We start from the raw sequence: 25241 nt of genomic DNA, 5'->3' as shown, positions 1-25241 counted from the left end.
GTAAAGCGGCTTAATTTAATAAGGGCTGAAAGAACTAAAAAAAGGCAGGGATTAATCTGCCTTTTTAGGCGGCGATCACGATCGCCTGACTGCCCATCTGTTTCCATGATTTTTCAAAATTTTCTCTGTCTGTTTTTCTGTTTTTATATCCGTACGGATCATTCACATAAACGTAATACTCATCATAGCCTGTCACGGCAACACTGTGAACGCTGTACGTCACATCGACTTTGCCTGACGGTGTATTCCATGTTTCCATATCGTTGACTGGGGTGAAATGTACAGTGGTGATGACCCAAACCGGTCTGCCCTGATTCAGCTGTTCATAAATTTTTCCCGGCTCACTTCCCGTCAGATCGACCGCTTTATTACCTGCGTATGAATGGGCCAAATCGTAAATCGGGCCATGGTAGACACTCAGTCCGGGTCCGTTTTCCATATCGCCGACAAAGCCGTCGTTAGGATTTCCCTTTAAGCCGTTTTCATATTGCAGAGGCACTCTTTTCACCTCATTGGCAAGTTCAGTTTTTGTGACACTATATCCGCTGTAGTTTAAGATCATCGCCAGGCTGGCGACTTCACAGCCGTTATAAAGCTTCGGCGGGTCCATTTGGTTGATCAGCGGAACGTCAAGCGGCTGACGCTCTCCTTTATTATTCGCATTGTCAGCAGCAGTTTTATGGCTGCTGTGCAACATTTCGGCTAACGGGCTTAACGCATCTTTAGAAAACAGTATAAGAACGGCGGTCATAAGAACTGCTACGAAAAAAATAAAAAAAAGAGTTTTGAAAAATTTCATTCTGAGTCTCCTGTCTTCCCGTTGCTGGTTTGGTTAAGGCAAAGATTTGCGATCGTATATATATTATAACATCAAGATGTTCATTACATAAAAGTTATCATTTCCCATACGGTGCAGGCGTCTATTTTATGAGCGGCTGTTGATTTTGATTCTTTTATCTGTTAGCATATTATCATATTAGCGAACTAAAGGATTCGGAATTTTCCTTCAAACGGTTATGGGGGTGCAAGTGTAAATGTTTATGTTTGAAAAACCGCATGGCATGCGGGATACGCTGCCTATGCTTTACGAAACAAAGAAAAAGGTGCGCTCTTCATTAACAGAGGTGATGGCTTTGTGGGGGTATCAGTTCATGGAGACGCCTGCCCTTGAATTTTATGATACGGTCGGTGTGCAGTCGGCCATATTGGATCAGCAGTTGTTTAAACTCCTTGATCAGGAGGGGCAGACGCTCGTGTTAAGGCCTGATATGACGGCTCCAATCGCCAGGGTGGCGGCCTCAAAGCTTCATAAAGACGATCATCCGCTCAGAGTAGGCTATGCTGCAAATGTGTTCCGGGCACAGGAGCGTGAAGGAGGACGCCCCGCCGAATTTGAGCAAGTCGGCGTTGAACTGATCGGCGATGGATCGACAAGCGCTGACGCAGAAGTGATTGCGCTCGTCATTTTTTCGCTTAAAAATGCCGGCCTGACTTCATTTAAAATCTCGATCGGCCATGTCGGTATTTTAGACGCCTTGTTTGTGGAAGTTTTAGGGAATGAAGAAAGGGCTCATGTCCTGCGGCGCTATTTATACGAAAAGAACTATGTCGGCTATCGGGAGCATGTAAAATCCCTCAATTTATCCTCAATTGATAAAAGCAGGCTGCTGGAGCTTTTGGAGCTGAGGGGCGGTATTGAAACGTGCAGCAGGGCGGCATCCATCGTCGATTCTGAAAAAGGAAAACGTGCGGTTTTAGAACTTGAAACGCTATGGGAGACGCTCGGCGATTATGGTTGCACAGACGACATTAAGCTCGATTTAGGCATGGTCAGCCATATGAGCTACTATACCGGTGTTTTGTTTGAAATCTATGCTGAAAACGTCGGCTTTCCGATCGGAAACGGCGGCAGATATGATCAGCTTCTCGGCCGCTTCGACTCACCCGCACCGGCAACCGGTTTCGGCATCAGGACTGACAGGCTGCTGGAAGCATTGAAGCCGGCGGAAGAACAAGAAAAGATCGATGTCGTCATCTTCAGCACAGAACAGAGAAAAGAGGCAATCAGATTTGCCGAAGAAGAACGAAGAAAAGGCAAAAAAGTCGTCATGCAGGACTTAGCGGGAATCGGAGATATTGATCAAATGACAAAGTCTTTTCAAAACGTGACCTATTTTATCGGAGCCAGAAAGGAAGAGAAGCATGGGTAAGGAATTGACGATTGCGATGCCGAAAGGGCGGATATTTGAGGAAGCGGCCGATATGCTTCGAAAAGCAGGGTATCAGCTCCCGGAAGAATTCGACGATTCGAGAAAGCTGATCATTCAAGTGCCTGAAGAAAACCTTCGCTTTATCCTCGCTAAGCCGATGGATGTCACAACATATGTCGAGCACGGGGTGGCCGATGTCGGAATCGCAGGCAAAGATGTCTTGCTAGAAGAAGAACGAGATGTCTATGAGGTTCTTGATTTAAACATCAGCAAATGCCGTCTTGCCGTAGCCGGCCTGCCCGAGACGGCGGCAGACACCGTTGCGCCCCGGGTTGCGACCAAGTACCCGAATGTAGCATCAAGCTACTTCAGAGAACAGGGAGAACAAGTGGAAATCATCAAGCTCAACGGGTCGATTGAACTCGCTCCGCTGATCGGGCTTGCCGGCCGAATCGTTGATATCGTATCAACAGGGCAGACTTTGCGTGAAAACGGGCTAGTTGAAACTGAAAAAATTTGCGACATCACATCCCGCTTAATCGTAAATCCTGTCAGCTATCGAATGAAAGACGCAGTCATCGATGAAATGGCTTCAAGACTTTCTCTTATTGTGGAAGGGGAAAAAGCAAAATGAAGATCAAATCCATCAGCGGAAATACGTCGGTTTCACTAAAACGCTCTATTGACGCCGGAACGGAGGAACAAAGAAAAGCAGTCCGCGGCATTATCGAAGAAGTGAAAAAGAACGGAAATGCAGCTGTTTCCGCATTCACAAGACAATTTGACGGAGCGGATGTGGCCGGCTTTCGCGTTTCCGAAGAGGAAATCAAGGAAGCATACAGCGCGCTCGAAGAACGTGATCTCGAGATTATTCAGGCGGCGATTTTCAACATTAAAGAATATCATGAGCGTCAGCTCGCAACATCTTGGTTTTACCACCGCAAGGACGGAACGATGCTCGGCCAAAAAATTACGCCGCTTGATTCAGCGGGGGTGTATGTGCCCGGCGGAACGGCTGCTTACCCATCATCCGTTCTGATGAATGTCATTCCGGCGCTTGTTGCAGGCGTCGACCGCATTGTCCTTGCCTCACCTCCGGGAAAAGACGGTAAATTGTCGGCGGGAGTGCTGGCTGCTGCTGCGGAGCTTGGCGTCACAGAGATTTACAAAATGGGCGGTGCCCAAGCGATTGCCGCATTGGCTTACGGAACGGAAACGATTACCCCCGTCGATAAAATTACGGGACCCGGAAATATTTACGTCGCCTTGGCTAAACGGGAAGTATTCGGCCAGGTTGATATCGATATGATCGCGGGTCCAAGTGAAATCGCCATACTCGCTGACAGTACGGCAAACTACCGGGAAATCGCCGCAGATCTACTTTCACAGGCTGAACACGATGCGATGGCATCGAGCATTCTTGTCACCGATTCAGAGACGCTTGCCGAATCCGTTTTAAAAGAGGTTTACAGACAGCTCGAACATCTTCCGAGAAAAGAGATTGCACGGCAGTCGATTGACAACTATGGCCTGATCTATGTTACAGAGACGATGAATGAAGCAGTTTCCGTCATCAATGAGCTCGCTCCTGAACATTTGGAAATTTTAACAGTTCAACCCGATGCGCTGCTGGGACAGATCAAACATGCGGGCGCCATTTTCCTGGGCCGCTACAGTTCAGAGCCGGTGGGCGATTATTTTGCAGGCCCTAATCATGTCCTGCCGACTAACGGTACAGCCAGATTTTCAAGCCCGCTAAATGTGACAGACTTCCAAAAGCGCTCCAGCATCATTTCCTACAGCAGGGAAGCTTTCCGCGCGAATGCTGAGAAAATTGCGGCCTTTGCCAGATTGGAAGGGCTTGAAGCACATGCAAGAGCAATTGAATCCAGAAACCGGGAGGAAGACTGATGAGAAAAGCCGAACGGGCAAGAAAAACCAATGAAACTGATATTAAATTATCCTTTCATATTGACGGAGAAGGAAAAGCGGATATTCAAACGGATGTCCCGTTTATGACACATATGCTTGATTTATTTACAAAACACGGGCAGTTTGACCTTTCAATTGAAGCGAAAGGCGATGTTGAAATAGACGACCACCATACGACGGAAGATATCGGAATTTGTCTCGGACAGGCGCTTTTGGAAGCGCTCGGAGATAAACAAGGAATCAAACGCTACGGTTCGAGCATGGTGCCGATGGATGAAGCGCTCGCCCAGGTTGCGATTGATCTGAGCAACAGGCCGCACCTCGAGTTCAGAGCTGAATTCCCAAGCAGGAAAATCGGAACATTTGATACAGAGCTTGTCCATGAATTTTTGTGGAAGTTTGCACTGGAAGCGCGAATGAATCTGCATGTCATCGTTCATTACGGTACGAACACACACCATATGATCGAGGCCATTTTTAAAGCGCTGGGACGTGCGCTTGATGAAGCGGCATTGATCGATCCGCGGGTCAAGGGAATTCCATCAACGAAAGGAATGCTGTAAATGATCGGTGTCATAGATTACGGAATGGGAAACCTGTACAGCGTTTCTAAAGCGCTTGAACGGATTGATGCCCCTTATTTTGTGTCCGAGCATCCGGATGAACTGAAGAGAGCGGACAGCTATATCCTTCCGGGAGTCGGCGCTTTTCGGGATGCAATGGAGATTTTAACCGAGACCGGCCTGAAAACATTTATTCAAGCTGCCGCAAACGAAGGAAAACCTCTTCTCGGCATATGCCTCGGCATGCAGCTTTTGTTTGAAGAAAGCGAAGAACACGGGGCGTCAGAAGGGCTCGGCCTGTTGAAAGGAAAAGTCGTTAAACTGAAAGACTGTGATCAAGCGGGAAATCGCTTAAAAGTGCCTCACATGGGCTGGAATCTTCTCAAAGTCCACCGCGACTCGCCGCTTTTGCCAAAAGCGAAAGAAGGATTCGCGTATTTCGTTCATTCGTATTATGTCAGCGGAATCGAAGAGGAAGCTTTGCTTGCAAGCGCCGAATACGGTGTGTGTGTACCCGCTGTCGTCGGTCTTGGCAATGTATACGGGGCCCAGTTCCATCCGGAAAAGAGCAGTACGGTCGGCATGTTGATCTTAGAGCGGTTCAAGCAGTTTACACAAGAACAGAAGGTGAAAAAATGAGCGAGTTTACTGTATATCCTGCCATTGACATAAGAAACGGCAAGTGCGTCAGGCTCATCCAGGGAGATTACGAAAAAGAAACGATTTACGGTCATTCCCCTCTGGAGATGGCCTCACGGTTTGCTGAAGAGGGGGCAAGCTGGATTCATCTTGTCGATTTGGACGGCGCAAGAGAAGGCAAAAAAGTGAACGGCGGCCACGTCATAAGCATTGCTGATAAGCTTGACGTTAAAGTGCAAGTCGGCGGCGGCATCAGGACCGAAAAAGACGTGTATGACTACTTGTCGCAAGGCGTTGAGAGGGTGGTCCTAGGCAGCTCTGCCGTATCAAATACCGAGTTTGTCAAAAAAATGCTGAAGGCCTACGGAGGGCACATCGCAATCGGTCTTGACGCAAGAGACGGATTTGTTTCGACTGAAGGGTGGCTTGAGACCTCTTCCGTTAGAGCGGAAGAGCTTGGCCGCGAGCTTGCAAATGAAGGTGCAGAAGTTTTTATCTTCACTGACATTGCGACTGACGGTATGCTGTCAGGACCTAATATCAACAGTACAGTGGAGCTTGCCAGGGCAACCGGCAAACAAGTCATTGCCTCCGGCGGCGTCAGTTCTCTCGCCGATCTTGAGGCGCTCGCTTCCCGCGCTTCGGAAGGCGTCTCTGGCGCTATTGTCGGAAAAGCTCTTTATACCAACCAATTTACCGTGGCTGAAGCGCTTGAAAGGGTGGCGGCAAAGTGATCACAAAACGAATCATCCCGTGTTTGGACGTAAAAGATGGACGCGTTGTCAAAGGTGTACAATTTGTTGAATTGAAAGATGCCGGCGACCCGGTTGAACTGGCTGAAGTATATGATCATGAAGGCGCAGATGAGCTTGTTTTTCTCGATATCTCGGCTTCCCACGAGGGGAGAAAAACGATGGTTGATGTCGTTGAAAGAGTGGCGGCCAAGCTGGCGATCCCGTTTACCGTCGGCGGCGGCATCAATCGTTTGGATGATATGAAAACGATACTGCGGGCCGGAGCCGACAAAGTTTCCGTCAATACGGCTGCCGTTCTCCGGCCGGAACTGATAACGGAAGGCGCCGACTTTTTCGGCTCTCAATGCATTGTCGTCGCGATTGATGCAAAATACGATCCAGAAGCTGATCTGTACTATGTTTATACACACGGCGGTCGGAAAAAAACGAACCTTGAGGCCGTTTCCTGGGCGAAGGAAGCCGTTCGGCGGGGAGCAGGTGAAATCCTGCTGACAAGCATGGATTCAGACGGAGAAAAGAACGGATTTGACTGCAGGCTGACAAAGCTTGTGTCAGAAGCCGTTTCAGTCCCGGTCATTGCATCCGGAGGCGCAGGGCGTGCGGACCACATGTATGATGCGTTTGCAGAAGGCCGGGCGGACGCGGCTCTTGCCGCATCTATCTTTCATTACAAAGAAACATCTGTAAAAGAAGTAAAAGCTTATTTAAAAGAGCGCGGGGTGAATGTAAGATGATCAAGGCAGACGAGTTGACATTTAATGAAGCCGGCTTGATCCCGGCGATTGTCCAGGATGCAGCGAGCAAAGAAGTGCTGACACTAGCTTATATGAATAAAGAATCGTTTGAAAAAACGCTGGAAACGAAGGAGACATGGTTTTTCAGCAGATCGCGCGGAGAGCTCTGGCATAAGGGAGCGACGTCGGGTAACATTCAGCGTGTGAAAGACATCAGGCTTGACTGTGATCAAGATGCGCTCATCGTGCTTGTTGAACCGGCGGGGCCGGCCTGTCATAAAGGAAGCTACAGCTGTTTCTCGCCCGGCGAACATATCAGACAGACTGATGGCGGCCGCTTTGACATCATCAATGAACTTGAAACCGTCATTGCCAAACGGCAGGCTGAAATGCCTGAAGGCGCATATACAACATATTTGTTCCGTGAAGGCGTTGATAAGATTTTGAAGAAAGTTGGCGAAGAAGCGGCGGAAGTCATCATCGCTGCAAAAAACCGTGATCCTGAAGAACTGAAATGGGAGGCGGCTGACCTTCTTTACCATCTGCTCGTTTTGCTGAGGGAGCAGTCCCTTCCGCTTGATGATGTGCTTGGCGTCTTGAAAGAGCGCCATGAAGGATCTGAATCATAAGCACACTGCATACAACCAAAAGGCGGTTGGCCTTTTGGTTGTTTTCCCGGTAGGGGAGCTATTTGATGTTCAATTTCATCACGATTTGCTCTCCGATCGGCCCTGTTTTTCTTTCCCCTGTGCCGGCAAACCCGGCTTTAACATACAGGTGCTGGGCCGCGGTGTTTTTCACGTTCACAACCAGCACGACTTCATGACAATGGGTGAACTCCTTGGAGACAAACTCTGGAAGTTTGAGCATTCCTTCTTTTGCAAAACCTTTTCCCTGGTGCTTTCTGTCGACGGATAGCGCCGTTAACAGCATGGCGTCCGGGTTGTCCGAATAGTCTTTTACCCTCTCGGTCGCATGGAGGATAAAAAATCCGACAGGCTCGCCTTCGCTTAAAATTACGATTGGAAACTGGCCGTCCGTCCGTTTTAAAGCCTCTTTCGGAAGAGCGGTAAATCGATGCTGTTCTTCAGGAAGCTCAAATTCGAGAAGCGCAGCTGAATGTTCTTCTGAGTAATGCGTCAATTCTATTGATCCGCCTTTTTTCACTTCGTGAACCCCCTTTCTATTATCATACAATGGGAACGTACATTCGTCATCATTAAGTGCTAAAAAAAGATTTTGCCCGGGTTAAGATGAAAAGCGTACTTCCGATATAAAAAGTATCTTCATCCTTCTGAAAGCCCTATCCGGCCTGGTGCTCCAAACGTCCGGAATAAAATGGTGAAAAAACCATATGTGGAAAATGAAGAGAATTTTCTCGAAACTTGTTTTTGGCCTGTTAAGCCTGCTGGAAACTATGTTATACTACTCACGGTATATAGTTTGAAATGGAGGGTATCTGTGGGAAAGTACACTTCTGAACATCATAAAGATTTGAGAATTGTCCAGCTGTTCCAAGATGGGCAATATTTTTATCATAAAGGGCTCAAAGCATACAGAGAGCGAAATTTATCCCGCGCGAGCAAGCTCATACAGAGAGCGATTTTTCTTGAACCTGAAAACACGGGAATGCTGTCCCAACTTGCGGTTATTTATACGGAAATGGGCTTTTATCAGCAATCAAACGAACTTTTGGACTTTATCCTGAAGAACATCAACGAAAAAATGACTGAATGCTACTATTTTAAAGCGAACAACTATGCGCACCTCGGTCTTTTTCAAGAGGCCTATAAAGCGGCGGAGACTTATTTAAAGGAAGATCCGGACGGCGAGTTCAGCGAGGAAAATGCGGAGCTGCTTGATTTATTGGATATGGGAGAGGAAGATCAGGGCTATTCGCAGTTCGATCAGGACGACCTGATTCTGAAACAGGATCGGGCCAAATCACTGCTGGAAAATGGACAGCTTCAGGAATCGATCGCGATGCTTGAAGAAATTATTTCCGATTACCCTGAGTTTTGGTCGGCTTATAACAATCTTGCACTCGCATACTTTTATGCCGGGGACGTTCAGAAAGCCAAAACGACGGTTTTTACGGTCTTGGAAAAAAGTCATGGAAACCTGCATGCGCTTTGCAATCTTCTTATTTTTTATCACTATGAACGACGGGACGATAAGGTCGAGGCGCTTTCCGAACAGCTTTCAAATATTTATCCGATGCTTTTTGAGCAAAGGTATAAGCTCGGTGCCACGCTAGCCCTTGTCGGCCGATACGATCTCGGGTTTAAATGGCTGAAATCACTCTACCGCATGGGATTTGAAGGGGATGAGACCTTTTATTACTGGCTCGCCTGCTCGGCTTATTACACGGGCCGCGTTCAATTTGCCCGGTCTGTATGGAAAAAGATGCAGGAAGAGTATCCGGATGACGCCCGCATGGAGCCGTGGAAAGAACGGAAGGAAAAGAGACCTGTCCAGCGACCGCTCGAGGAGCGCCTTGCCGCATATTATATCAGCGGAAGAAAAGGGGAAAAAGCCCAGCTGAAAGCGGTGCTTGATTCACAGATGGCAAAAACGCCGTTTGAAGATCAGTTTGTCAGACTTGTGCTTTACGGGGAAAGCGGTGCAGCCGTTGATTCAAAAGACGCGCTACTTGCTTACAGGACTGCAAAAGCGATTGAACAAGCGGATCAGTCGGCGATGGAGCAGGAGGCCATGTGCTTTTGGATTTTCCATGTCATTCAGCAGATCAGGGCTTACGGGCTTCAGCTGAAAAATGCCGGCGGGCTTGCGGCAGCGATCTATTACATTTGGAAGACGGAGCATCAGGAGCGTTTGACAAAAGCCGAAACCGCTAAAATTTTCCAAATATCGCCCAGAACGCTTTCAAAGTATGAACGTACATTAAAAGAGCATCTATAGAAACAGGTGTGAACTTCATTGTTCAGCCTGTTTTATTATGTGAGCAAAAAAATAGCGATTATTCATGATATTTTATAGGATATGGGTAAGGAAGTTATAAGAAGGGAATCTTATTTAACAGGAATGCACTGCTTGCAAGCATAAGATTCATGAAGGAGTGAACATTGTGTCAGAAGAAAAAATGTATGACGTCATTATTATAGGAGCAGGTCCTGCGGGAATGACGGCAGCCGTTTATACGTCAAGGGCGAACCTGTCGACTTTGATGGTTGAAAGAGGCGTTCCGGGCGGACAGATGGCCAATACGGAGGATGTTGAAAACTATCCGGGATTTGAAAGCATTCTGGGACCCGAGCTTTCAAATAAAATGTTTGAACATGCGAAAAAGTTCGGCGCTGAGTATGCGTACGGCGATATTAAAGAAGTCGTCGATGAAGGAGACTATAAGATCGTCAAAGCGGGATCAAAAGAATTTAAAGCGCGCGCGGTCATCATCACAGCAGGCGCCGAATATAAGAAGCTCGGCGTACCTGGCGAAAAAGAGCTTGGCGGCCGCGGCGTTTCTTATTGTGCGGTTTGTGACGGCGCCTTCTTTAAAAACAAAGAGCTGGTCGTTGTCGGAGGAGGAGACTCCGCTGTTGAAGAAGGCGTGTACTTAACCCGTTTCGCTTCGAAAGTAACAATCGTCCATCGCCGCGATAAGCTGAGAGCGCAAAGCATTCTTCAGGCGCGCGCGTTTGACAACGAAAAAGTCGACTTTCTCTGGAATAAGACGGTCAAGGAAATTCATGAACAAGACGGAAAAGTCGGCAAAGTGACACTGGTCGATACGGTCACAGGCGAAGAAGAAGAGTTCCGGACTGACGGCGTCTTTATCTACATCGGTATGCTCCCGCTTTCAGAGCCTTTCAAAAACCTCGGCATTACAAATGAAGAGGGCTACATCGTGACAAATGAACAGATGGAAACAAAAGTCGAAGGCATTTTTGCTGCGGGAGACATTCGCGAGAAAACCCTTCGCCAAATCGTAACGGCAACAGGGGACGGAAGCATTGCCGCACAGAGCGTTCAGCACTATATCGAAGAGCTGAAAGAGAAAGAAAAGGCTGTAAAATAACGCATTTTAATCGTCATCATGATTTAACCGGCCTGTAACACCAGTGAAACAATTATTCGTTATGATTGGTATAGTAATTGACCCCCTTTTATAATGAATTTTATTGGCACGGATGATCTTATCCGTGTCCTTTTTTTGTCTTATTTTCCTGCAAAGAGAATTTTTTACAAATTTCACAAGTTGTTCAAATTTCAATATTGAAACAGTCGTTTTTGCTGTAAAATAGAATAAAAGAACGGTTTTCGCAAGCGCTTCCATTTGCTGAAAAAGCCGTTTCATTAAGTTTTTACCCGGAAAAAGCCTAAAACAGCCCGGGAAAAGGCGATTTTCGCGGCGGAACTGCATGTTCATTGTGAGCGGGGACAGGAAACGGTATAATAGAAAAAAGAATTGAAGGAATAAAAGGATGGGTGACAGACTTTGCAAAGAGTGACGAATTGTGTGCTGACTTCAGGTGATAAAGTCCTGTTGCTGCAAAAGCCCAGACGAGGCTGGTGGGTGGCCCCCGGCGGCAAAATGGAAAGCGGGGAAACCGTCAGGGACGCCGTTATCAGGGAATACCGCGAAGAGACGGGCCTGTATGTGCTGAACCCGCAGCTGAAAGGAATATTCACCTTTATCATAAAGGAAAATGATCAGGTTGTATCTGAATGGATGATGTTCACATTCGTCGCCGATCATTATACAGGCAAGCATGTAGAAGAATCAGAAGAAGGCATCATCAGGTGGCATCAGGCGGGGGACGTCGGTAGCTTGCCGATGGCGCCGGGCGACGTCCATATTCTTGATTTTATGCTGAAAGGCAAAGGACTGCTTCACGGCACCTTTACGTATACGCCTGACTTTGAATTGCTGTCCTATCGCCTCGACCCGCAAGGCGAATAAACATAAGAGGGGGAGAGAAGCATGAACGCGAATGGAGGCCATGATATACAGCTTGTGATCATAACCGGAATGTCAGGGGCAGGAAAAACAGTGGCGATTCAAAGCTTTGAAGATCTCGGTTTTTTCTGTGTCGATAATCTGCCGCCATCTTTGCTGCCGAAATTTTTGGAGCTGATGAAGGAATCAAGTTCAAAAATGAGCAAAGTCGCCCTTGTTATGGATTTGCGCGGCCGCGAGTTTTTTGACAGCCTGATTGAAGCGCTTGATGAAATTGGGGAAACATCCTGGATTACCCCGCGAATTTTATTTTTAGATGCCAAGGATTCGGTTCTCGTTTCAAGATATAAAGAGACAAGAAGATCCCATCCCCTTGCGACAACGGGCCTGCCGCTTGAGGGCATCCAAACGGAGCGGGAGCTTCTCGAAGAGCTGAAAGGCCGTTCTCAAATCATCTATGATACATCCGATATGAAGCCGAAAGACCTGCGCGAAAAAATCGTCCAGCATTTTGCGGCAGATCACGGACATACCTTTACTGTGAATGTGATGTCATTCGGGTTTAAATACGGATTGCCGATCGACGCTGATCTAGTGTTCGACGTAAGGTTCCTTCCCAATCCGTACTATATCGACAGCATGAGGCCGCTGACGGGGAAAGACCAGGAAGTATCTTCATATGTGATGAAATGGAACGAAACGCAAAAGTTTCTTGAAAAATTGACCGAGCTGCTGAGCTTTATGCTTCCGTCATACAAGCGAGAAGGAAAAAGCCAGCTTGTCATCGCGATTGGCTGCACCGGCGGACAGCATCGTTCTGTGACGCTGGCTGAATACCTTGCCGATTATTTTAAAAAGGACTACTATACTCATGTTACTCACCGGGACATCGAGAAGAAAAGCAGAAAATAGCATGGCAGATCAGAAAAAAATCGCAATCTTTGGCGGAGGAACTGGCCTTTCGGTACTGCTCAGAGGATTGAAGCAGCAGCCGGTAGACATCACGGCGATTGTGACAGTCGCAGATGACGGCGGAAGCTCGGGGAGGCTGCGCGACGAGCTGAAAATTCCCCCGCCGGGGGACGTCAGAAATGTCCTCGCTGCACTGTCTGACGTCGAACCGCTTGTTGAAGACCTGTTCCAGCACCGCTTCTCTAAAGGCGGCGATTTAATCGGCCATTCATTGGGAAATTTGATTTTGGCGGCGATGACGAATATAACCGGTGATTTCTTTCACGCCGTCACTGAAATGAGCAAAGTCTTAAATGTGAGAGGAAGGGTTCTGCCCGCGGCCAATACCAGCGTTGTCCTTCATGCGGAAATGGATGACGGACAGATCATATCAGGGGAATCGACGATTCCGTCTTACGGGAAGCGGATTAAACGGGTGTTTTTAACCCCTGAAAAAATCGAACCCGTTCCGGAAACGATTGACGTGATCCGCGGCGCCGACCTGATTATTCTCGGCCCCGGAAGCCTGTATACGAGCATCTTGCCGAACCTTCTCGTTCCGAAGATAAGGGAAGAGATATTAAACGCCCCGGCAAAAAAAGTTTATATTTGCAATGTAATGACCCAGCCGGGAGAAACGCTGTACTACAGTGCGGCAGACCATGTAAAAGCGCTTAACCAGCATATGGGCGGTCCGTTTATCGATACGATCCTCGTCAACAATGAGGAAATCCCGGACGACATTCGGGAACGCTATGCGAAGGAGCAGGCACAGCCCGTCCAGTTTAATATTGATGATCTGTCTGCGATGGGGCTTGAGGTCATCAAAGATCAGATTGTGACATACGAGAATGGCGTGATCCGTCATGATACACATAAAGTCGCTTCGCTACTTGTTGATTTGTTAAAAGAATAGCAGGCCTTGGAATGGGGGTGTCTATAATATGTCATTTGCATCGGAAACGAAAAAAGAACTTACAAACCTTGAAGTAAAGGATTGCTGCGCGAAAGCAGAGCTCTCTGCCCTCATTCGGATGAACGGTTCATTGTCTTTCTCAAACCGAAAAGTGGTTCTCGACGTCCAGACCGAGAACGCGGCCATCGCCAGAAGAATTTACACATTGCTGAAGAAACAATACGATGTTTCCGTTGAACTGCTCGTTCGAAAGAAAATGAGACTGAAAAAAAACAATGTCTACATCGTACGCCTGATCGAAAATGCCAAGCCGATTCTCGAGGACTTGAAAATACTCGGAGACAACTTTGTCATTGCCAGAAACATCTCCGAAGACTTAGTCAAAAAACGATGCTGCAAACGGTCTTATATGAGAGGGGCATTTTTAGCCGGGGGTTCTGTCAACAATCCCGAGACATCTTCTTACCACCTCGAGATTTTTTCGCTGTACAAAGAGCATAATGATTCATTGTGCAGGCTCATGAATCAGTTCCATTTAAACAGCAAAACGCTTGAGCGGAAAAAGGGATACATCACGTATCTGAAGGAAGCCGAAAAAATCACCGAGTTTTTGAATGTGATCGGCGCGCATAATTCGCTGCTCCGCTTTGAAGACGTCCGGATCGTGCGCGATATGAGAAACTCGGTCAACCGGCTCGTCAATTGCGAGACCGCCAATTTAAACAAAACGATCGGCGCTTCTCTGCGGCAGGTGGAAAACATCAAGCTGATCGACGAAAGAATCGGGCTTGATGCGCTGCCGGAAAAGCTGAGGGAAATCGCTCAGCTCCGCATTGATTATCAGGAAGTAACATTAAAGGAACTCGGGGAAATGGTGTCGAGCGGAAAAATCAGCAAATCGGGCATCAACCACCGACTTAGGAAACTGGATGAAATAGCTGAGCAGCTGCGTTCAGGACAATCTGTCTCTTTAAAATAGGGAATGGGGGAGATCGTATGGTTCAACAAAAAGTGGAAGTTCTTTTAAAAACAGGGCTTCAAGCGCGCCCAGCGGCATTGTTTGTTCAAGAAGCCAACCGTTTTCAATCAGATATTTTTCTGGAAAAGGGAGATAAAAAAGTGAATGCCAAAAGCATCATGGGGCTGATGAGCCTTGCTGTCAGCTCCGGATCGGAAGTCACGCTGATCGCTGACGGATCCGATGAACAAGATGCCCTTGATGCACTGACTGCATATGTTCAAGAGAAAGAAGCTAAACCTTTATGAGGTTTGGCTTTTTCTCATTGATAAGCGGAAGGAGAATTACCGATGACGACGATGCTCGATTCGCTGTTTAAGAGGATTGGATACAAGCCAGGTCAGCAGGTGACATTTGCCGACTTGCCCGAGTTTTTATCGCTGCTGGCTTTGCAGTTTCCATTTGAAAATGGCGCGGTTTTAAGAAACGAACGGATTTCGATGACGAAAACAGAGCTGACGGAAGCCTTGCTGAACAATAAAAGGGGCGGTTTATGCTATGATTTGAACGCTTTTCTTTACTATGTGCTGACAGAGCTCGGCTTTTCCGTTCACATGGTCCGCGGAACGGTATTTAATGCAAAAGAGCAGGCGTGGGCGCTGACGGGAACGCATGTCGCCGTAATTCTGCGGGAAGGTGATGAAACCTATCTGCTGGACACTGGATTCGGCATCAACCTGCCGCTTGCACCCGTTCCGTTCTCAGGTGAACCTGTCCCCTCAAAAACAGGAGCTTACCGTATCAGGGAAACAAAGACGGATAAAGGGGATTACCTTCTTGAAATGGATAAGGGAGATGGGTGGCAGATCGGCTATGCATTTTCGCTGACGCCAATCGATGAAGCTGTGCTTACATGCGTGCGGGATGCAATTTTCGATGAGAAGGCGTCGCCTTTTAATAAAAACCCGCTCGCTTCCAAGCTGATAAAGGACGGAAAGTTAATTTTGACGAAGGATCACTTCACAAAGCAGACAGGGGGCGGTTTGACGAAAGAGGATGTGAATGCAGGAGATTTCCAAACCATTTTCGTTCATTCATTTTTTGACTGAAGAACCGATTTTCTGCATCAATTAATATAAGCGGACGCCTGTCTGAAGCGCCCGCTCGTTTTCTGTTTCATCCTTCTGTTTTCAGCTGAAAGCCGTCCAGTGTTTCTTCGGCTTCGCGAAAAAGCTGCAAATATGCCTCGGCTTGATCGCCCAAGTAAATCCGGCTTTTCTCGACATTCTTCCACTCTATCAGCAAAGGCATGCCGACCCAGCCGGTCAGACAATCCCACAGCGCATCAAGATTTTCGCCATAGTAGTCAGGAAGCTCCAGCTGTTCTTTTAATTCTTTGTGAAGATCTGATACACTTCTGATCTTTTCTCCTTTTAAAGTGACTTGTTTCATATGATCATCTCATTCTCGTAAACGTTTTATAGTGGTCAGTCGTTTTATAAACCAGTCTGTCGTTAGAATAGACGATCCGGTCTGACCCCCGGAATCCCGATGTATAGTTGATGTCGGCTTCTCTCCATACGCGTCCGGATGCATCTGGAAGCAGCTTTTCCCTGTTTTGAAAGATATCGCCGCCGATGCTTTTTCCAGGCGCTACTTCTGCCAGATTGCCTTTTTGCGGATCCCAGCCTAATTTTGACGCCTCGGCTTTTGTGATGAAGTTGTCAGGCAGCCTGCCGTATTTCACAATATAGTCGGCAACACCTTCAAATGTATTGATGACTTCATTTGACTGAACGGTGCCGCCTTTTTCTGCCTGCGGCCCTTCAGCTGAGCTTGTAAAAAGGTTCCCCGCCAGAAAGCCCAGCGCGAGAACAAACCCAAGCGCAAGAGTTGATAATATTTTTTTCACGGATAAAGTCCTCCCTGTCTTTAGACTTTATAACATAAACATGAAGAATGTGCCTTCATGGGGTTGAACAGCCGCATTTCTTCATTTCCATATTCCGTCTGCAATCATCTTGAATTGTACCTTAAAACATGCCCAAAAATCATTATATTATTGTAAATTTTCCATGAAAGCCGAGGACGTGAACGGCTTGCCGCAGGTTCCTAACCGCATGCTATTTGGTCTCCCGGAATGCCGGAAAACGATCGAGAACTATTTCTTCAGTTCTTTTCAATGGAAATATGAAATAGGCGGTAAAGTTCCTTTGCGCCGGCGGGCGTGACTGCAACGGCCCGTGTATGCGGGCGCCGCTCGATCCAGCCCATGCGGATGAAGGCATCGAGCAATGCGGAGCCTAAGGCGCCGGCAATGTGATGCCGTCTTTCACTCCAATCCAGGCATTTATGGCAAAAAGAGCGCCGTTTCTTTTTGACTTCCCTGACATCGATGCCAAGCTCTTTCAAAAATGCTTCCCCTTCTTCAGTCACTGTAAAAGCCGTCTCTTCTTCTTTCAATACGCCCATCTCCACGAGCCGATCCGCAAGTGTGACGCCGAGCGATCCAGCCAGGTGATCATAGCATGTGCGCGCTTTTCTGACCGCCCGATCTTCAGCTGACTGCCGGAAAGAGCGAATTTCCGCAGGGGGCGCTATGTTAAGCAGGGTCTCCAGCGATTGTGCAATCTTTCCGTTTTTGAGCCTGTAATAGCGGTGGCGTCCTTGCTTCCTGCATGTCAGCATCTCGGCGTCAAGCAGCTTGGAAAGGTGAAAGCTTGCTGTCTGCTGCTTGATTCCCGCATATCCGGCCAGCTCGGTAGCCGTATAATACCGGTCATCAAGCAATGCGGTTAAAATCGCCGCCCGCGACGGATCGGTGACAAGCTTGGCGACCTCGGCGATATTTGGATTCACGTTCATTACACTTCCTCCTAAAATGCAATCGATACTTCGATGTTAATTGAAATATTGAAGAATTACAATAAAAGCATAAAAGGAGGAGACGCATATGGAACAAAACAGCAAAATTATTCAGCCAAGCATTTTATATTACGGAACACCAGTCATTTTACTCAGCACAATGAACGAAGACGGTTCCACGAATCTCAGCCCGCTGTCATCTTCTTGGGCGCTCGGGGATTCGATCGTACTCGGTATTGGAACCGAAGGTAAAGCATTGGAAAATTTAGAGAGGCATGCTGGATGCGTTATCAATGTGCCGGATTCATCTTTATGGAGAAATGTAGAACGGCTGGCTTCCTATACCGGCAAACGATTCGTTCCGGAAGAAAAAAAGCGGCTCGGCTTTACTTACCTTAAGGAGAAATTTGAAGCCGGCGGATTTACGGCCGCGGATTCCTTGGCAGTGAAACCTGAAAGAGTCGCCGATTGCCCGCTTCAAATTGAAGCGGAAGCTGTCAACATTCGCATTCCGGAACATTCCCCGTATTTTGCCGTCATTGAAACAAAAGTGCTTCATGTGCACGCACATGAAGCGATTTTAAAAGGGGAACACCACATCGATCCTCAAAAATGGGAACCTTTGATTTATCTTTTCAGACACTATTTTGGCTTAGGAGGAGAGCTTGGCAAAACGTTCCGCGCCTGAAAGATGCGCGTTATCTCAGTTCTTTGACTATATCTTTTGGCCGTTTGCCCTGAAGACCGTCAATCAGGTTTTGAACGGCGCTTTTCAGCATGTTGACGTGTGTGACATGGGTGGATGATCCAATGTGGGGAACAAGGGTTACATTGGAAAGGCTTAGGAGCGGATTGTCTTTTTCAATCGGCTCTTTTTCAAATACATCAAGTCCGGCTCCTTTAATCCATCCTTCTTTCAGCGCTTGAATCAACGCTTGTTCGTCAACTGTTTTACCGCGGGAGATGTTGATGAAAATGGACGACGGTTTCATTTTTTTGAATTCTGCTTCGCCGATGAGGCGGTATGTCTCATCCGTGAGCGGTGTGACCAGAACAATGAAATCCGAGCGCTCCAACAGCTCATGAAAGCCCGTATAAACCGCGCCGGTTTTTTTCTCTGTATCGGGTTTGCGGCTGCGGCTGTAATAGAGCACTTCCATATCAAAACCCAAGGCCGCCCGTTTGGCGACTTGTTCGCCGATTCGTCCCATTCCGATGATGCCGAGCGTCCGGTGATGGACATCAGATCCGAACAAGCTTTCATCGTCCTCTGATTTGGTCCATTTTCCCTCGCGGACGTAGCGGTCGAGCTCGGCGATTCGCCGAGCTGAGGAAAGGATCAGACCGAAAGCAAGGTCTGCGACTGTGTCGTCAAGAATATATGGCGTATGGGTGCCGATGACCGATTTTTCTTTCATTGCTTCAATATCAAAGTTGTCATAGCCGACGGAATTGTTGCTGACGATTTTTAACTTCAGTGCATTGGATAATAATTCACGGTCAATTTTTGTTCCTGAGGTCAAAAGGCCGTCCGCTTCCTTGATTTTCTCGAGCAGGGTCGTTCTGGGAATACGCTCGCGCGAAGTCCAAATTTCATATTCGCAATGTTCAGCGAGCATCTCTTCGATTTCTTTTGGGACCGGTTTTGTGACATATACAAACGGTTTCATCTGCATTCTCCTTCCGCGTATCATCTGCTTCCATTATAGAGGAAAAACGGTTTCTGTAAAAATCAAAGATTGTTCCAGCTAGCGCAGGACTATCAGCTCAATTATCGTTATTTAGAAAATCATAGAATCTTATTTCAGTTTTTTAATTTATTTTAATGCATTTTTATAACTATAAATCCAAATATTTGATATTCCATTTTGCTTCCAGTTATTTTTTTATAGGTGAAGAACAGCGTACATTTTATTATTTTAGAAAGATATAAAATTAGATTTTTAAAAATATTCAGTACATTTTTAGTGAATTTTTTGATTCGAATCCAAAGCGGAAATCCATGTGCTATAATTCGGCTGTAACAATATCAAGGTCATATGACTATGAAAAGGAGTGAGAGAAAAATGGCGATTTTAACTTCCATTTTGAAGCACAATCAGTCTTTTGTAGAGGAAAAGGGGTACGAGTTTTACGAAACGACGAAATTTCCTGAGAAAAAACTTGTGATTTTGACATGCATGGACACGCGTTTATTAGAACTGCTCCATCATGCAATGGGTTTAAAAAATGGAGACGCAAAAATCATTAAGAATGCGGGAGCCGTTGTTTCTCACCCTTTTGGAAGCGTCATGCGCAGCATTCTTGTGGCTGTCTATGAGCTGCAGGCTGAAGAAGTCTGCGTGATCGGCCACCATGAGTGCGGAATGGCAAGCCTGAACGCTTCATCTATCCTTCAAAAGGCCAAACAGCGGGGTGTCGATGATGGCTGTCTCGAACTCCTGCAGCATTCGGGCATCGATTTGGACACATGGATGACGGGCTTTGACAGCGTTGAAGACAGCGTCAGCCACAGTGTGAACATGATCCGGAAACATCCGCTCTTGTCTTCAGACGTTCCAGTGCACGGATTGGTGATTGATCCAAAGACCGGCCGTTTGGATGTTGTTGAAGATGGTTATTCACGTGAAGACGTTTCGCTTTCGGAAGTGCGATGATCAAATGGGGGGATAGATTGAATGTTACGATTTTCAGGCAGATTTGAAGGATACAGCCTTAAGCGGTTTCAAAAAGATATTGTAGCAGGAATGGTCGTTGGAGTCGTCGCGATTCCGCTTGGCATGGCTTTTGCTATAGCCTCGGGGGTGAAACCGGAACACGGTCTTTACACAGTGATTGTCGCCGGTATTTTGATTTCGCTTCTCGGCGGGTCGAAATACCAGATTGGCGGACCGACAGGGGCCTTTGTCCCGATCCTGTTCGCTATTGTGCTCCAATACGGATTTGAGAATCTGCTGATTGCCGGTTTTATGGCCGGAGTGATTCTGGTCATATTAGGGCTGCTAAAACTCGGCAAGATCATCAAATTTATTCCGCGGCCGGTGATCATCGGATTTACGGCCGGAATCGCGGTGATTATTTTCACCGGAGAAATCGCCAAGTTTTTAGGCTTGAGAAATGTCGAGAAGCATGAGAGTTTTTATATGAATATGAGAGAGGTTGTCATCAACCTGAATACGCTCAGCTTTTACAGCATTTTGACGGCTGTCGTATCGCTCTTCTTTGTGCTGTTTACGCCAAAGGTTCTGCCGAAAGTGCCGGGAGCGCTCGCAGGCTTGCTTGTATCAACGGTCATGGCCACGATGCTGTTTCCCGAACAGGTGGTGACGATCGGATCAGCTTACGGCGAAATTCCGCGCAGCTTGCCGAGCTTTCAATTTCCTGAGTTGTCATTGGAAAAAATCATTTACCTGATGCCTCCCGCTCTTGCGATTGCAATGCTCGGAGGAATCGAATCGCTGCTTTCCGCGATGGTGGCAGACAATATGAAGGGGACAAGGCATGACAGCAATAAAGAACTTGTCGGCCAAGGAATTGCGAACATCGCCGCACCGCTGTTCGGCGGTATTCCGGCGACAGGTGCGATTGCCCGTACGGCGACCAATATTAAAACGGGCGCTGCTTCTCCGATTTCAGGTATCGTACACGGTGTGTTCGTTTTATTGGTTCTGCTTTTGTTTGCGCCATACGCTTCCCTTATCCCGCTTGCAAGCATGTCGCCGATTTTGATGGTGGTTGCTTGGAATATGAGTGAGCGGAAAGAGTTTATAAATATTTTGAAAATTAGAAATTCGGACTCTGCCGTGCTTGTCGTCACATTTCTTTTAACCGTTTGGCAGGATCTTGTGTTTGGGGTGGCGGCCGGGATCCTGCTGGCGATCATCACCTTTATCGCCAGAATGAGCAAGTCGTTCCGCATTAAAAAAGATGTGTCTGAATCGATCGTCCAGTCGGCAGCTGCAGCGGAAGAAAAGCATTTTCAACGCTCTGTCAGCATCTATTCGGTTGAAGGCCCGCTGTTTTTCGGCTCATCGAATTCATTGGAGGATTCAATTTTGGACAAAGGCCACCCGCCAAAACTCCTCATCCTGCTGATGAATAAAGTAGACTACATGGACTCTTCCGCAGAAGGCAGCCTGATGACGATCGTCAACCGTGTCCACCAGCAAAACGGGAAAGTGATGATCGTGGGTCTTCAGCAGCAGCCGCGTGAGCTTCTTCATAAAACAGGGCTGTTTCATAAGATCGGCAAAAAGCATTTTGTCGACAGGCCTGAACAAATATTTGACGTGACATAACCAAGAAAACCGCCTGTTTCGGCCGGACTGAAGCAGGCGGTTTCTTTTATTGGGCTGCTTTTACATATGCGCCTTTTTTCATGGCGGCTATTGCCGTTTCTTTCATCAGAAGGACGTCTTTGAAAGTGTGGAGGCGGGGATTTTTCTTCCGTTAACAGCGACTTTTGGATCGATCCATCTCACCTTTAATGTTTGATGAAAAGTAAAATCGCCTTCGTCGCCTTGTTTAACGCGCTTGCTCGCTGTGCTGAGCTTTACCAGCGTTTCCCGGAAGCGCGCTTTTTGCTTTAGCATCGCAAGCAGTTCCGTGTCGGTTTTGAAAAAATCGCGCCCCGCAATAACACGCATGTCAAGCGCCTCTTTCAGCATTTGGCTGAGGGTACAGAGCGCATATATATTGAGGGGATTCATAAAGAAGTCAATCACTTCTTGATAGTAAAGGCGGGCGAACCATTCGGCATGCTCTGCCGAAGTGCAGCAGATTTCGCCTTCAGCAACGGTCAATCCAGTTTCTAAAAATCGTCCAATCTCTACCGGATCGCCAAATCCATAGGCTAAAGAGTCGCGAAGCGTGTAATCGATGCGATCCGCACATAATGAAGGAGCCGGCTGCTCCAGCAGCGTCCATTTTTGCTCGTCATATAAGATGTCTTCATCATGGAATCCGTATGTATGCAGAATCCCGGAGATATCAGATTGCTTGACCCATTGCCGAAACATCTGTTCATGGTAATCTTCGTTTTCCATGTTAAATACATCATCAGCCGCATGGGAAAATGCCGTATGGGAAACATCGTGGAGCAAACCTGCAATTTGCTCTTCCAGGCTTCCGCCAAGCCTGCGGATCAAAAGCATAACTCCGATGCTGTGCTCACAGCGGCTGATGTTCCATGCGGGATTGACGAGAAAAGAGGCCCCGCCCTGATGAATCCCTTTCAGACGCTGAACGGCTTTTGAACGAATGAGGTCTGTCAGCACAGGCTCCAAATCTGCCTCCCCGTAAAGGCGGTCATTGATCTTCATGATGCTCTCCTGCAAATCGTTCCGTCAGTTTGCAGCGATGGGCATCCATCATGTCTTCCAATGAAACACCGTATATGCCGGCAAGCATGATCAAATTCCCCATTACATCGCCCATTTCTTCGATCAGTTCTTTTTTCAGTTCAGCAGCCGGCCGTTTTGCTTCGTCAGGACGGTCCCTTCCGATTTCGTATGCTCTAACCGCTCTCGCCAGTTCGCCAGCCTCTTCCATTAAAAATCCCATCCTGATGAAAGGTCCGTATTCGCTCCATCCTCTTTCCCTGTAAAATGCCTTTGTCCATTGCTCCGCGTCTGTGATTGTCATAAGTTATACACTCCCGTTTAGAAATTCAATTATATTGTCGCACACGGAACAAACAATATATAGTACAATGTTAATTGCTTTTATCAATATATGGAGTTGGAGTGAGCGAAAGTGAAAACGGTATGCGTATATTCAGGATCAAATATGGGGGCGGACCCGGAGTACAAGAAGAAAGCTGCAGAGCTTGGCGTTTATATTGCCGAGAAGGGGCTTCGCCTTGTTTACGGAGGATCGAGAATGGGATTGATGGGCGTGATTGCGGATACCGTATTGGAAAACGGCGGGGAAGTCGTCGGCGTTATGCCGAAAGGCCTTTTTACAGGGGAAATCGTTCATCAGCAGTTGACGGAGCTGATCGAAGTGAGCGGCATGCATGAGCGCAAAGCGAAAATGAGTGAATTAGCTGACGGCTTTATCGCGATGCCCGGAGGCTTCGGCACGTTTGAAGAGCTGTTTGAAGTGCTCTGCTGGGCGCAGATCGGCATCCATCAAAAGCCGATCGGACTTTACAATGTGAACGGCTATTTTGAACCCCTTCTTAAAATGCTCGAATACAGCGTTCAAGAAGGCTTTTCGAACAAATCGCACCTTGAGCTGATTCATGCTTCGGCAAGCCCTGCGGAGTTGATCGGGAACATGAATGATTATCGCTACCCTGTCCTCGAGAAAAAGTGGAAGGATTTATAGAAGCTTTACATATAGCGAATGGGACAACCCATTTGGAGTAAAAAAAAGCTGCCGGTGACTCCGGCAGCTTTTTGGCTGTTTACTTCTGTGCGTCGATATTGCGTGTAAGCACTTTATCAATCAGGCCGTATTCTTTTGCTTCTTCAGCCGTTTTGAAGTTGTCGCGGTCTGTATCGCGCTCGATTACTTCAAGCGGCTGCCCAGTGCGCTCTGCAAGGATTTTGTTCAGCTTGTCGCGCAATGAAAGAATGCGTTTCGCGGCAATTTCAATTTCAGTCGCCTGACCCTGCGCTCCGCCAAGCGGCTGGTGGATCATGACTTCACTGTTTGGAAGAGCGTAGCGCTTCCCTTTCTCGCCGGCTGCAAGAAGGAACGCACCCATGGATGCCGCCATTCCCGTACAAATCGTGGAGACTTGCGGTTTAATAAACTGCATGGTGTCATAAATCGCCATACCGGCTGTGATGGAGCCGCCAGGGCTGTTGATATAGATGCTGATATCTTTTTCTGGATCTTCGGCTTCAAGGAATAGAAGCTGAGATACGATGGAGTTCGCAACATTGTCATCGATTGCTGATCCCAGCATAATGATACGGTCTTTCAACAAGCGTGAGTAAATGTCATACGCTCTTTCCCCGCGGTTCGTCTGTTCAATGACTGTAGGTATTAAATTCATAATGCTCCTCCTTCACCTTAAAAGGTAAGTATGTAGTTTAATCATACATTTTTGGTCAATAAAGGTCAAACAAAAAGCCGCCTTCATCCAAAAGACATACTGGGTTTATTTTTCCCATTTTGAAGGAAACTCAAACAAAATATCAACTTTATAGAGAAAAGTATAGAAAATTTAGGTCCAATAGTCTAAGATTAGTCCATTGGTCTTCATTTTATTTTATAGGAAAGAAGGAAATCAATTATGGGTTATGTGAACTTGGACAAGAGTAACCTGACAGATCAGCAGAGGCTTGTCGTGGCTTCAGAGCTGCAAAATAAGAAGAAATCGAAGCTGATTGTATTTCTTTTATGGTGGTTTCTCGGAGGCGTTGCCGCTCACAGATTTTATCTGGACGAGAGAAAAGGCTACGCTGTAGCCATGTTGCTTCTCGGCTGGATTACATTATTCATTTGGCCTTTTATTGACGGCATTATCTGCCTTGTCAAAACAACGGACGAAGTAAATGAAGAAATCGAACAAAAGATTATAGCTTCCGTATTATCTAAACCTGCATCATGATGATGCGGGTTTTTTGTTTCGAGCAGGAGATTGTGATTGACTTTTTAAAGAACAGCCCTTATAATATGAATTGCTGACGTTAAAAAATCATATTGTGCGCTCGTAGCTCAGCTGGATAGAGCGGTGGTTTCCGGTACCACGTCTGCCGGGGGTTCGAATCCCTCCGAGCGCGTTTTCAAGACAAGGGTTTGGCATTTGCCGCCCTTGTTTTTTTGTGAACACTTTAGTCGTAT

At 47.1% G+C, this 25241-nt stretch carries 29 protein-coding genes, 1 tRNA gene and 1 pseudogene; 22 read left to right on the top strand and 9 right to left on the bottom strand.

Annotated elements, in window-relative coordinates; all coding sequences use genetic code 11:
* Window positions 1-64: 64 nt before the first annotated feature.
* Entirely contained in the window at window positions 65-799 is a 735-nt protein-coding gene (locus tag H7F26_RS03125; protein ID WP_017473900.1) for a C39 family peptidase, read from the bottom strand.
* Between the two features lie 235 nt (window positions 800-1034).
* Here H7F26_RS03125 and H7F26_RS03120 point away from each other — a divergent pair, with 235 nt between their 5' ends.
* Genes H7F26_RS03120 through hisIE form a run of 8 tightly spaced genes read left to right on the top strand, consistent with a single transcriptional unit; the run spans window position 1035 to window position 7462 of the window.
* On the top strand, window positions 1035-2210 hold the full coding sequence (locus H7F26_RS03120; protein ID WP_009329644.1) for an ATP phosphoribosyltransferase regulatory subunit: 1176 nt from the start codon (window positions 1035-1037) through the stop codon (window positions 2208-2210).
* Entirely contained in the window at window positions 2203-2844 is a 642-nt protein-coding gene (gene hisG, locus H7F26_RS03115; protein ID WP_003185607.1) for an ATP phosphoribosyltransferase, read from the top strand. The genes H7F26_RS03120 and hisG overlap by 8 nt, the downstream gene beginning before the upstream one ends.
* Window positions 2841-4121 carry a histidinol dehydrogenase gene (gene hisD / locus H7F26_RS03110; RefSeq protein ID WP_003185605.1) on the top strand — a complete coding sequence of 427 codons (1281 nt, stop codon included), beginning with the start codon at window positions 2841-2843 and terminating at the stop codon, window positions 4119-4121. The genes hisG and hisD overlap by 4 nt, the downstream gene beginning before the upstream one ends.
* Entirely contained in the window at window positions 4121-4705 is a 585-nt protein-coding gene (gene hisB / locus H7F26_RS03105) for an imidazoleglycerol-phosphate dehydratase HisB (protein WP_003185604.1), read from the top strand. The genes hisD and hisB overlap by 1 nt, the downstream gene beginning before the upstream one ends.
* The gene (hisH, locus tag H7F26_RS03100) at window positions 4706-5344 is read left to right on the top strand and encodes an imidazole glycerol phosphate synthase subunit HisH (protein WP_003185601.1); all 639 of its coding nucleotides are present in this window, start codon (window positions 4706-4708) and stop codon (window positions 5342-5344) included.
* Window positions 5341-6078 (top strand): 1-(5-phosphoribosyl)-5-[(5-phosphoribosylamino)methylideneamino]imidazole-4-carboxamide isomerase, encoded by a 738-nt coding sequence (gene hisA / locus H7F26_RS03095; protein ID WP_003185599.1) that lies wholly within the window; start codon window positions 5341-5343, stop codon window positions 6076-6078. Before hisH ends, hisA begins: the two co-directional genes overlap by 4 nt.
* Window positions 6075-6833 carry an imidazole glycerol phosphate synthase subunit HisF gene (hisF, locus tag H7F26_RS03090; protein ID WP_003185597.1) on the top strand — a complete coding sequence of 253 codons (759 nt, stop codon included), beginning with the start codon at window positions 6075-6077 and terminating at the stop codon, window positions 6831-6833. The genes hisA and hisF overlap by 4 nt, the downstream gene beginning before the upstream one ends.
* Window positions 6830-7462 (top strand): bifunctional phosphoribosyl-AMP cyclohydrolase/phosphoribosyl-ATP diphosphatase HisIE, encoded by a 633-nt coding sequence (hisIE, locus tag H7F26_RS03085; RefSeq protein ID WP_003185594.1) that lies wholly within the window; start codon window positions 6830-6832, stop codon window positions 7460-7462. The genes hisF and hisIE overlap by 4 nt, the downstream gene beginning before the upstream one ends.
* Before the next feature lie 58 nt (window positions 7463-7520).
* On the opposite strand, the gene H7F26_RS03080 is transcribed toward hisIE, so the two are convergent.
* Entirely contained in the window at window positions 7521-8000 is a 480-nt protein-coding gene (locus tag H7F26_RS03080; RefSeq protein WP_003185592.1) for a GNAT family N-acetyltransferase, read from the bottom strand.
* Between the two features lie 294 nt (window positions 8001-8294).
* Between H7F26_RS03080 and H7F26_RS03075 the strand changes: the two genes are divergently transcribed.
* The 8 genes from H7F26_RS03075 to H7F26_RS03040 all read left to right on the top strand — a co-directional run bounded on the left by H7F26_RS03075 (window position 8295) and on the right by H7F26_RS03040 (window position 15688).
* Window positions 8295-9755, top strand: a complete 1461-nt coding sequence (locus H7F26_RS03075; protein WP_003185590.1) for a tetratricopeptide repeat protein — start codon at window positions 8295-8297, stop codon at window positions 9753-9755.
* 166 nt (window positions 9756-9921) lie between these two features.
* On the top strand, window positions 9922-10872 hold the full coding sequence (trxB, locus tag H7F26_RS03070; protein WP_003185588.1) for a thioredoxin-disulfide reductase: 951 nt from the start codon (window positions 9922-9924) through the stop codon (window positions 10870-10872).
* 420 nt (window positions 10873-11292) lie between these two features.
* Window positions 11293-11757 (top strand): 8-oxo-dGTP diphosphatase, encoded by a 465-nt coding sequence (locus H7F26_RS03065; RefSeq protein WP_003185583.1) that lies wholly within the window; start codon window positions 11293-11295, stop codon window positions 11755-11757.
* A gap of 21 nt (window positions 11758-11778) precedes the next feature.
* On the top strand, window positions 11779-12666 hold the full coding sequence (rapZ, locus tag H7F26_RS03060) for an RNase adapter RapZ (protein WP_003185581.1): 888 nt from the start codon (window positions 11779-11781) through the stop codon (window positions 12664-12666).
* 1 nt (window position 12667) lies between these two features.
* On the top strand, window positions 12668-13621 hold the full coding sequence (yvcK, locus tag H7F26_RS03055; protein ID WP_003185579.1) for a gluconeogenesis factor YvcK family protein: 954 nt from the start codon (window positions 12668-12670) through the stop codon (window positions 13619-13621).
* Window positions 13622-13649: 28 nt separating this feature from the next.
* A complete protein-coding gene (whiA, locus tag H7F26_RS03050; RefSeq protein WP_003185576.1) occupies window positions 13650-14600 on the top strand; it encodes a DNA-binding protein WhiA in 951 nt (316 codons plus the stop codon).
* A gap of 17 nt (window positions 14601-14617) precedes the next feature.
* Window positions 14618-14887 (top strand): HPr family phosphocarrier protein, encoded by a 270-nt coding sequence (locus tag H7F26_RS03045; protein ID WP_003185574.1) that lies wholly within the window; start codon window positions 14618-14620, stop codon window positions 14885-14887.
* A gap of 42 nt (window positions 14888-14929) precedes the next feature.
* Entirely contained in the window at window positions 14930-15688 is a 759-nt protein-coding gene (locus H7F26_RS03040) for an arylamine N-acetyltransferase family protein (RefSeq protein WP_009329638.1), read from the top strand.
* 67 nt (window positions 15689-15755) lie between these two features.
* On the opposite strand, the gene H7F26_RS03035 is transcribed toward H7F26_RS03040, so the two are convergent.
* The 3 genes from H7F26_RS03035 to H7F26_RS03025 form a co-directional block, all read right to left on the bottom strand.
* Complete coding sequence (locus H7F26_RS03035) at window positions 15756-16031, bottom strand: barstar family protein (protein ID WP_003185570.1); 276 nt, start codon at window positions 16029-16031, stop codon at window positions 15756-15758.
* Between the two features lie 4 nt (window positions 16032-16035).
* A complete protein-coding gene (locus H7F26_RS03030) occupies window positions 16036-16491 on the bottom strand; it encodes a ribonuclease (protein WP_003185568.1) in 456 nt (151 codons plus the stop codon).
* 257 nt (window positions 16492-16748) lie between these two features.
* Window positions 16749-17444 (bottom strand): ArsR/SmtB family transcription factor, encoded by a 696-nt coding sequence (locus tag H7F26_RS03025; RefSeq protein WP_009329637.1) that lies wholly within the window; start codon window positions 17442-17444, stop codon window positions 16749-16751.
* Between the two features lie 88 nt (window positions 17445-17532).
* Between H7F26_RS03025 and H7F26_RS03020 the strand changes: the two genes are divergently transcribed.
* Window positions 17533-18132 carry a flavin reductase family protein gene (locus H7F26_RS03020; RefSeq protein WP_003185564.1) on the top strand — a complete coding sequence of 200 codons (600 nt, stop codon included), beginning with the start codon at window positions 17533-17535 and terminating at the stop codon, window positions 18130-18132.
* A gap of 10 nt (window positions 18133-18142) precedes the next feature.
* On the opposite strand, the gene H7F26_RS03015 is transcribed toward H7F26_RS03020, so the two are convergent.
* Window positions 18143-19114 carry a 2-hydroxyacid dehydrogenase gene (locus H7F26_RS03015; protein WP_009329636.1) on the bottom strand — a complete coding sequence of 324 codons (972 nt, stop codon included), beginning with the start codon at window positions 19112-19114 and terminating at the stop codon, window positions 18143-18145.
* A 396-nt stretch (window positions 19115-19510) separates the two neighbouring features.
* Here H7F26_RS03015 and H7F26_RS03010 point away from each other — a divergent pair, with 396 nt between their 5' ends.
* Both H7F26_RS03010 and H7F26_RS03005 read left to right on the top strand, forming a co-directional pair.
* Entirely contained in the window at window positions 19511-20101 is a 591-nt protein-coding gene (locus tag H7F26_RS03010) for a beta-class carbonic anhydrase (RefSeq protein ID WP_003185560.1), read from the top strand.
* Between the two features lie 21 nt (window positions 20102-20122).
* Window positions 20123-21742, top strand: a complete 1620-nt coding sequence (locus H7F26_RS03005) for a SulP family inorganic anion transporter (RefSeq protein ID WP_009329635.1) — start codon at window positions 20123-20125, stop codon at window positions 21740-21742.
* Window positions 21743-21788: 46 nt separating this feature from the next.
* Here the strand turns inward: H7F26_RS03005 and H7F26_RS03000 are convergent.
* Window positions 21789-22765: pseudogene (locus H7F26_RS03000) on the bottom strand (HD domain-containing protein).
* A complete protein-coding gene (locus tag H7F26_RS02995; RefSeq protein ID WP_003185554.1) occupies window positions 22752-23087 on the bottom strand; it encodes a MazG nucleotide pyrophosphohydrolase domain-containing protein in 336 nt (111 codons plus the stop codon). The pseudogene H7F26_RS03000 and the gene H7F26_RS02995 overlap by 14 nt, the downstream one beginning before the upstream one ends.
* A 111-nt stretch (window positions 23088-23198) precedes the next feature.
* Between H7F26_RS02995 and H7F26_RS02990 the strand changes: the two genes are divergently transcribed.
* A complete protein-coding gene (locus H7F26_RS02990; RefSeq protein ID WP_003185552.1) occupies window positions 23199-23774 on the top strand; it encodes an LOG family protein in 576 nt (191 codons plus the stop codon).
* A 79-nt stretch (window positions 23775-23853) separates the two neighbouring features.
* Here the strand turns inward: H7F26_RS02990 and clpP are convergent, their stop codons facing one another.
* Window positions 23854-24450, bottom strand: coding sequence for an ATP-dependent Clp endopeptidase proteolytic subunit ClpP (gene clpP, locus H7F26_RS02985; protein ID WP_003185550.1), 597 nt, complete (start codon window positions 24448-24450; stop codon window positions 23854-23856).
* A 240-nt stretch (window positions 24451-24690) separates the two neighbouring features.
* Here clpP and H7F26_RS02980 point away from each other — a divergent pair, with 240 nt between their 5' ends.
* Both H7F26_RS02980 and H7F26_RS02975 read left to right on the top strand, forming a co-directional pair.
* A complete protein-coding gene (locus H7F26_RS02980) occupies window positions 24691-25008 on the top strand; it encodes a TM2 domain-containing protein (protein WP_009329632.1) in 318 nt (105 codons plus the stop codon).
* A 96-nt stretch (window positions 25009-25104) separates the two neighbouring features.
* Window positions 25105-25180 (top strand) — tRNA-Arg (locus tag H7F26_RS02975).
* Window positions 25181-25241: the final 61 nt, after the last annotated feature.

This window comes from Bacillus sp. PAMC28748 (genome assembly GCF_014250415.1).
In the GTDB taxonomy this organism is placed as follows: Bacteria; Bacillota; Bacilli; order Bacillales; family Bacillaceae; genus Bacillus; species Bacillus licheniformis.
The sequence above is the reverse complement of the archived record's forward strand: the minus strand, read 5'-3'. Positions and strand labels throughout refer to the sequence as shown.

Bases quoted from the DNA above. Each gene is read 5' to 3' on its own strand.
- rapZ (WP_003185581.1), top strand. From the start codon at position 11,779: ATGAACGCGAATGGAGGCCATGATATACAGCTTGTGATCATAACCGGA.
- clpP (WP_003185550.1), bottom strand. From the start codon at position 24,450: ATGAATTTAATACCTACAGTCATTGAACAGACGAACCGCGGGGAAAGA.
- hisG (WP_003185607.1), top strand. From the start codon at position 2,203: ATGGGTAAGGAATTGACGATTGCGATGCCGAAAGGGCGGATATTTGAG.
- yvcK (WP_003185579.1), top strand. From the start codon at position 12,668: ATGGCAGATCAGAAAAAAATCGCAATCTTTGGCGGAGGAACTGGCCTT.
- hisH (WP_003185601.1), top strand. From the start codon at position 4,706: ATGATCGGTGTCATAGATTACGGAATGGGAAACCTGTACAGCGTTTCT.
- H7F26_RS03040 (WP_009329638.1), top strand. From the start codon at position 14,930: ATGACGACGATGCTCGATTCGCTGTTTAAGAGGATTGGATACAAGCCA.
- H7F26_RS03120 (WP_009329644.1), top strand. From the start codon at position 1,035: ATGTTTATGTTTGAAAAACCGCATGGCATGCGGGATACGCTGCCTATG.
- H7F26_RS03045 (WP_003185574.1), top strand. From the start codon at position 14,618: ATGGTTCAACAAAAAGTGGAAGTTCTTTTAAAAACAGGGCTTCAAGCG.
- hisA (WP_003185599.1), top strand. From the start codon at position 5,341: ATGAGCGAGTTTACTGTATATCCTGCCATTGACATAAGAAACGGCAAG.
- H7F26_RS03010 (WP_003185560.1), top strand. From the start codon at position 19,511: ATGGCGATTTTAACTTCCATTTTGAAGCACAATCAGTCTTTTGTAGAG.
- H7F26_RS03125 (WP_017473900.1), bottom strand. From the start codon at position 799: ATGAAATTTTTCAAAACTCTTTTTTTTATTTTTTTCGTAGCAGTTCTT.
- hisB (WP_003185604.1), top strand. From the start codon at position 4,121: ATGAGAAAAGCCGAACGGGCAAGAAAAACCAATGAAACTGATATTAAA.
- H7F26_RS03015 (WP_009329636.1), bottom strand. From the start codon at position 19,114: ATGAAACCGTTTGTATATGTCACAAAACCGGTCCCAAAAGAAATCGAA.
- H7F26_RS02995 (WP_003185554.1), bottom strand. From the start codon at position 23,087: ATGACAATCACAGACGCGGAGCAATGGACAAAGGCATTTTACAGGGAA.
- hisD (WP_003185605.1), top strand. From the start codon at position 2,841: ATGAAGATCAAATCCATCAGCGGAAATACGTCGGTTTCACTAAAACGC.
- H7F26_RS03035 (WP_003185570.1), bottom strand. From the start codon at position 16,031: ATGAAACAAGTCACTTTAAAAGGAGAAAAGATCAGAAGTGTATCAGAT.
- hisIE (WP_003185594.1), top strand. From the start codon at position 6,830: ATGATCAAGGCAGACGAGTTGACATTTAATGAAGCCGGCTTGATCCCG.
- whiA (WP_003185576.1), top strand. From the start codon at position 13,650: ATGTCATTTGCATCGGAAACGAAAAAAGAACTTACAAACCTTGAAGTA.
- H7F26_RS02980 (WP_009329632.1), top strand. From the start codon at position 24,691: ATGGGTTATGTGAACTTGGACAAGAGTAACCTGACAGATCAGCAGAGG.
- H7F26_RS03025 (WP_009329637.1), bottom strand. From the start codon at position 17,444: ATGAACGTGAATCCAAATATCGCCGAGGTCGCCAAGCTTGTCACCGAT.
- H7F26_RS03020 (WP_003185564.1), top strand. From the start codon at position 17,533: ATGGAACAAAACAGCAAAATTATTCAGCCAAGCATTTTATATTACGGA.
- H7F26_RS03005 (WP_009329635.1), top strand. From the start codon at position 20,123: ATGTTACGATTTTCAGGCAGATTTGAAGGATACAGCCTTAAGCGGTTT.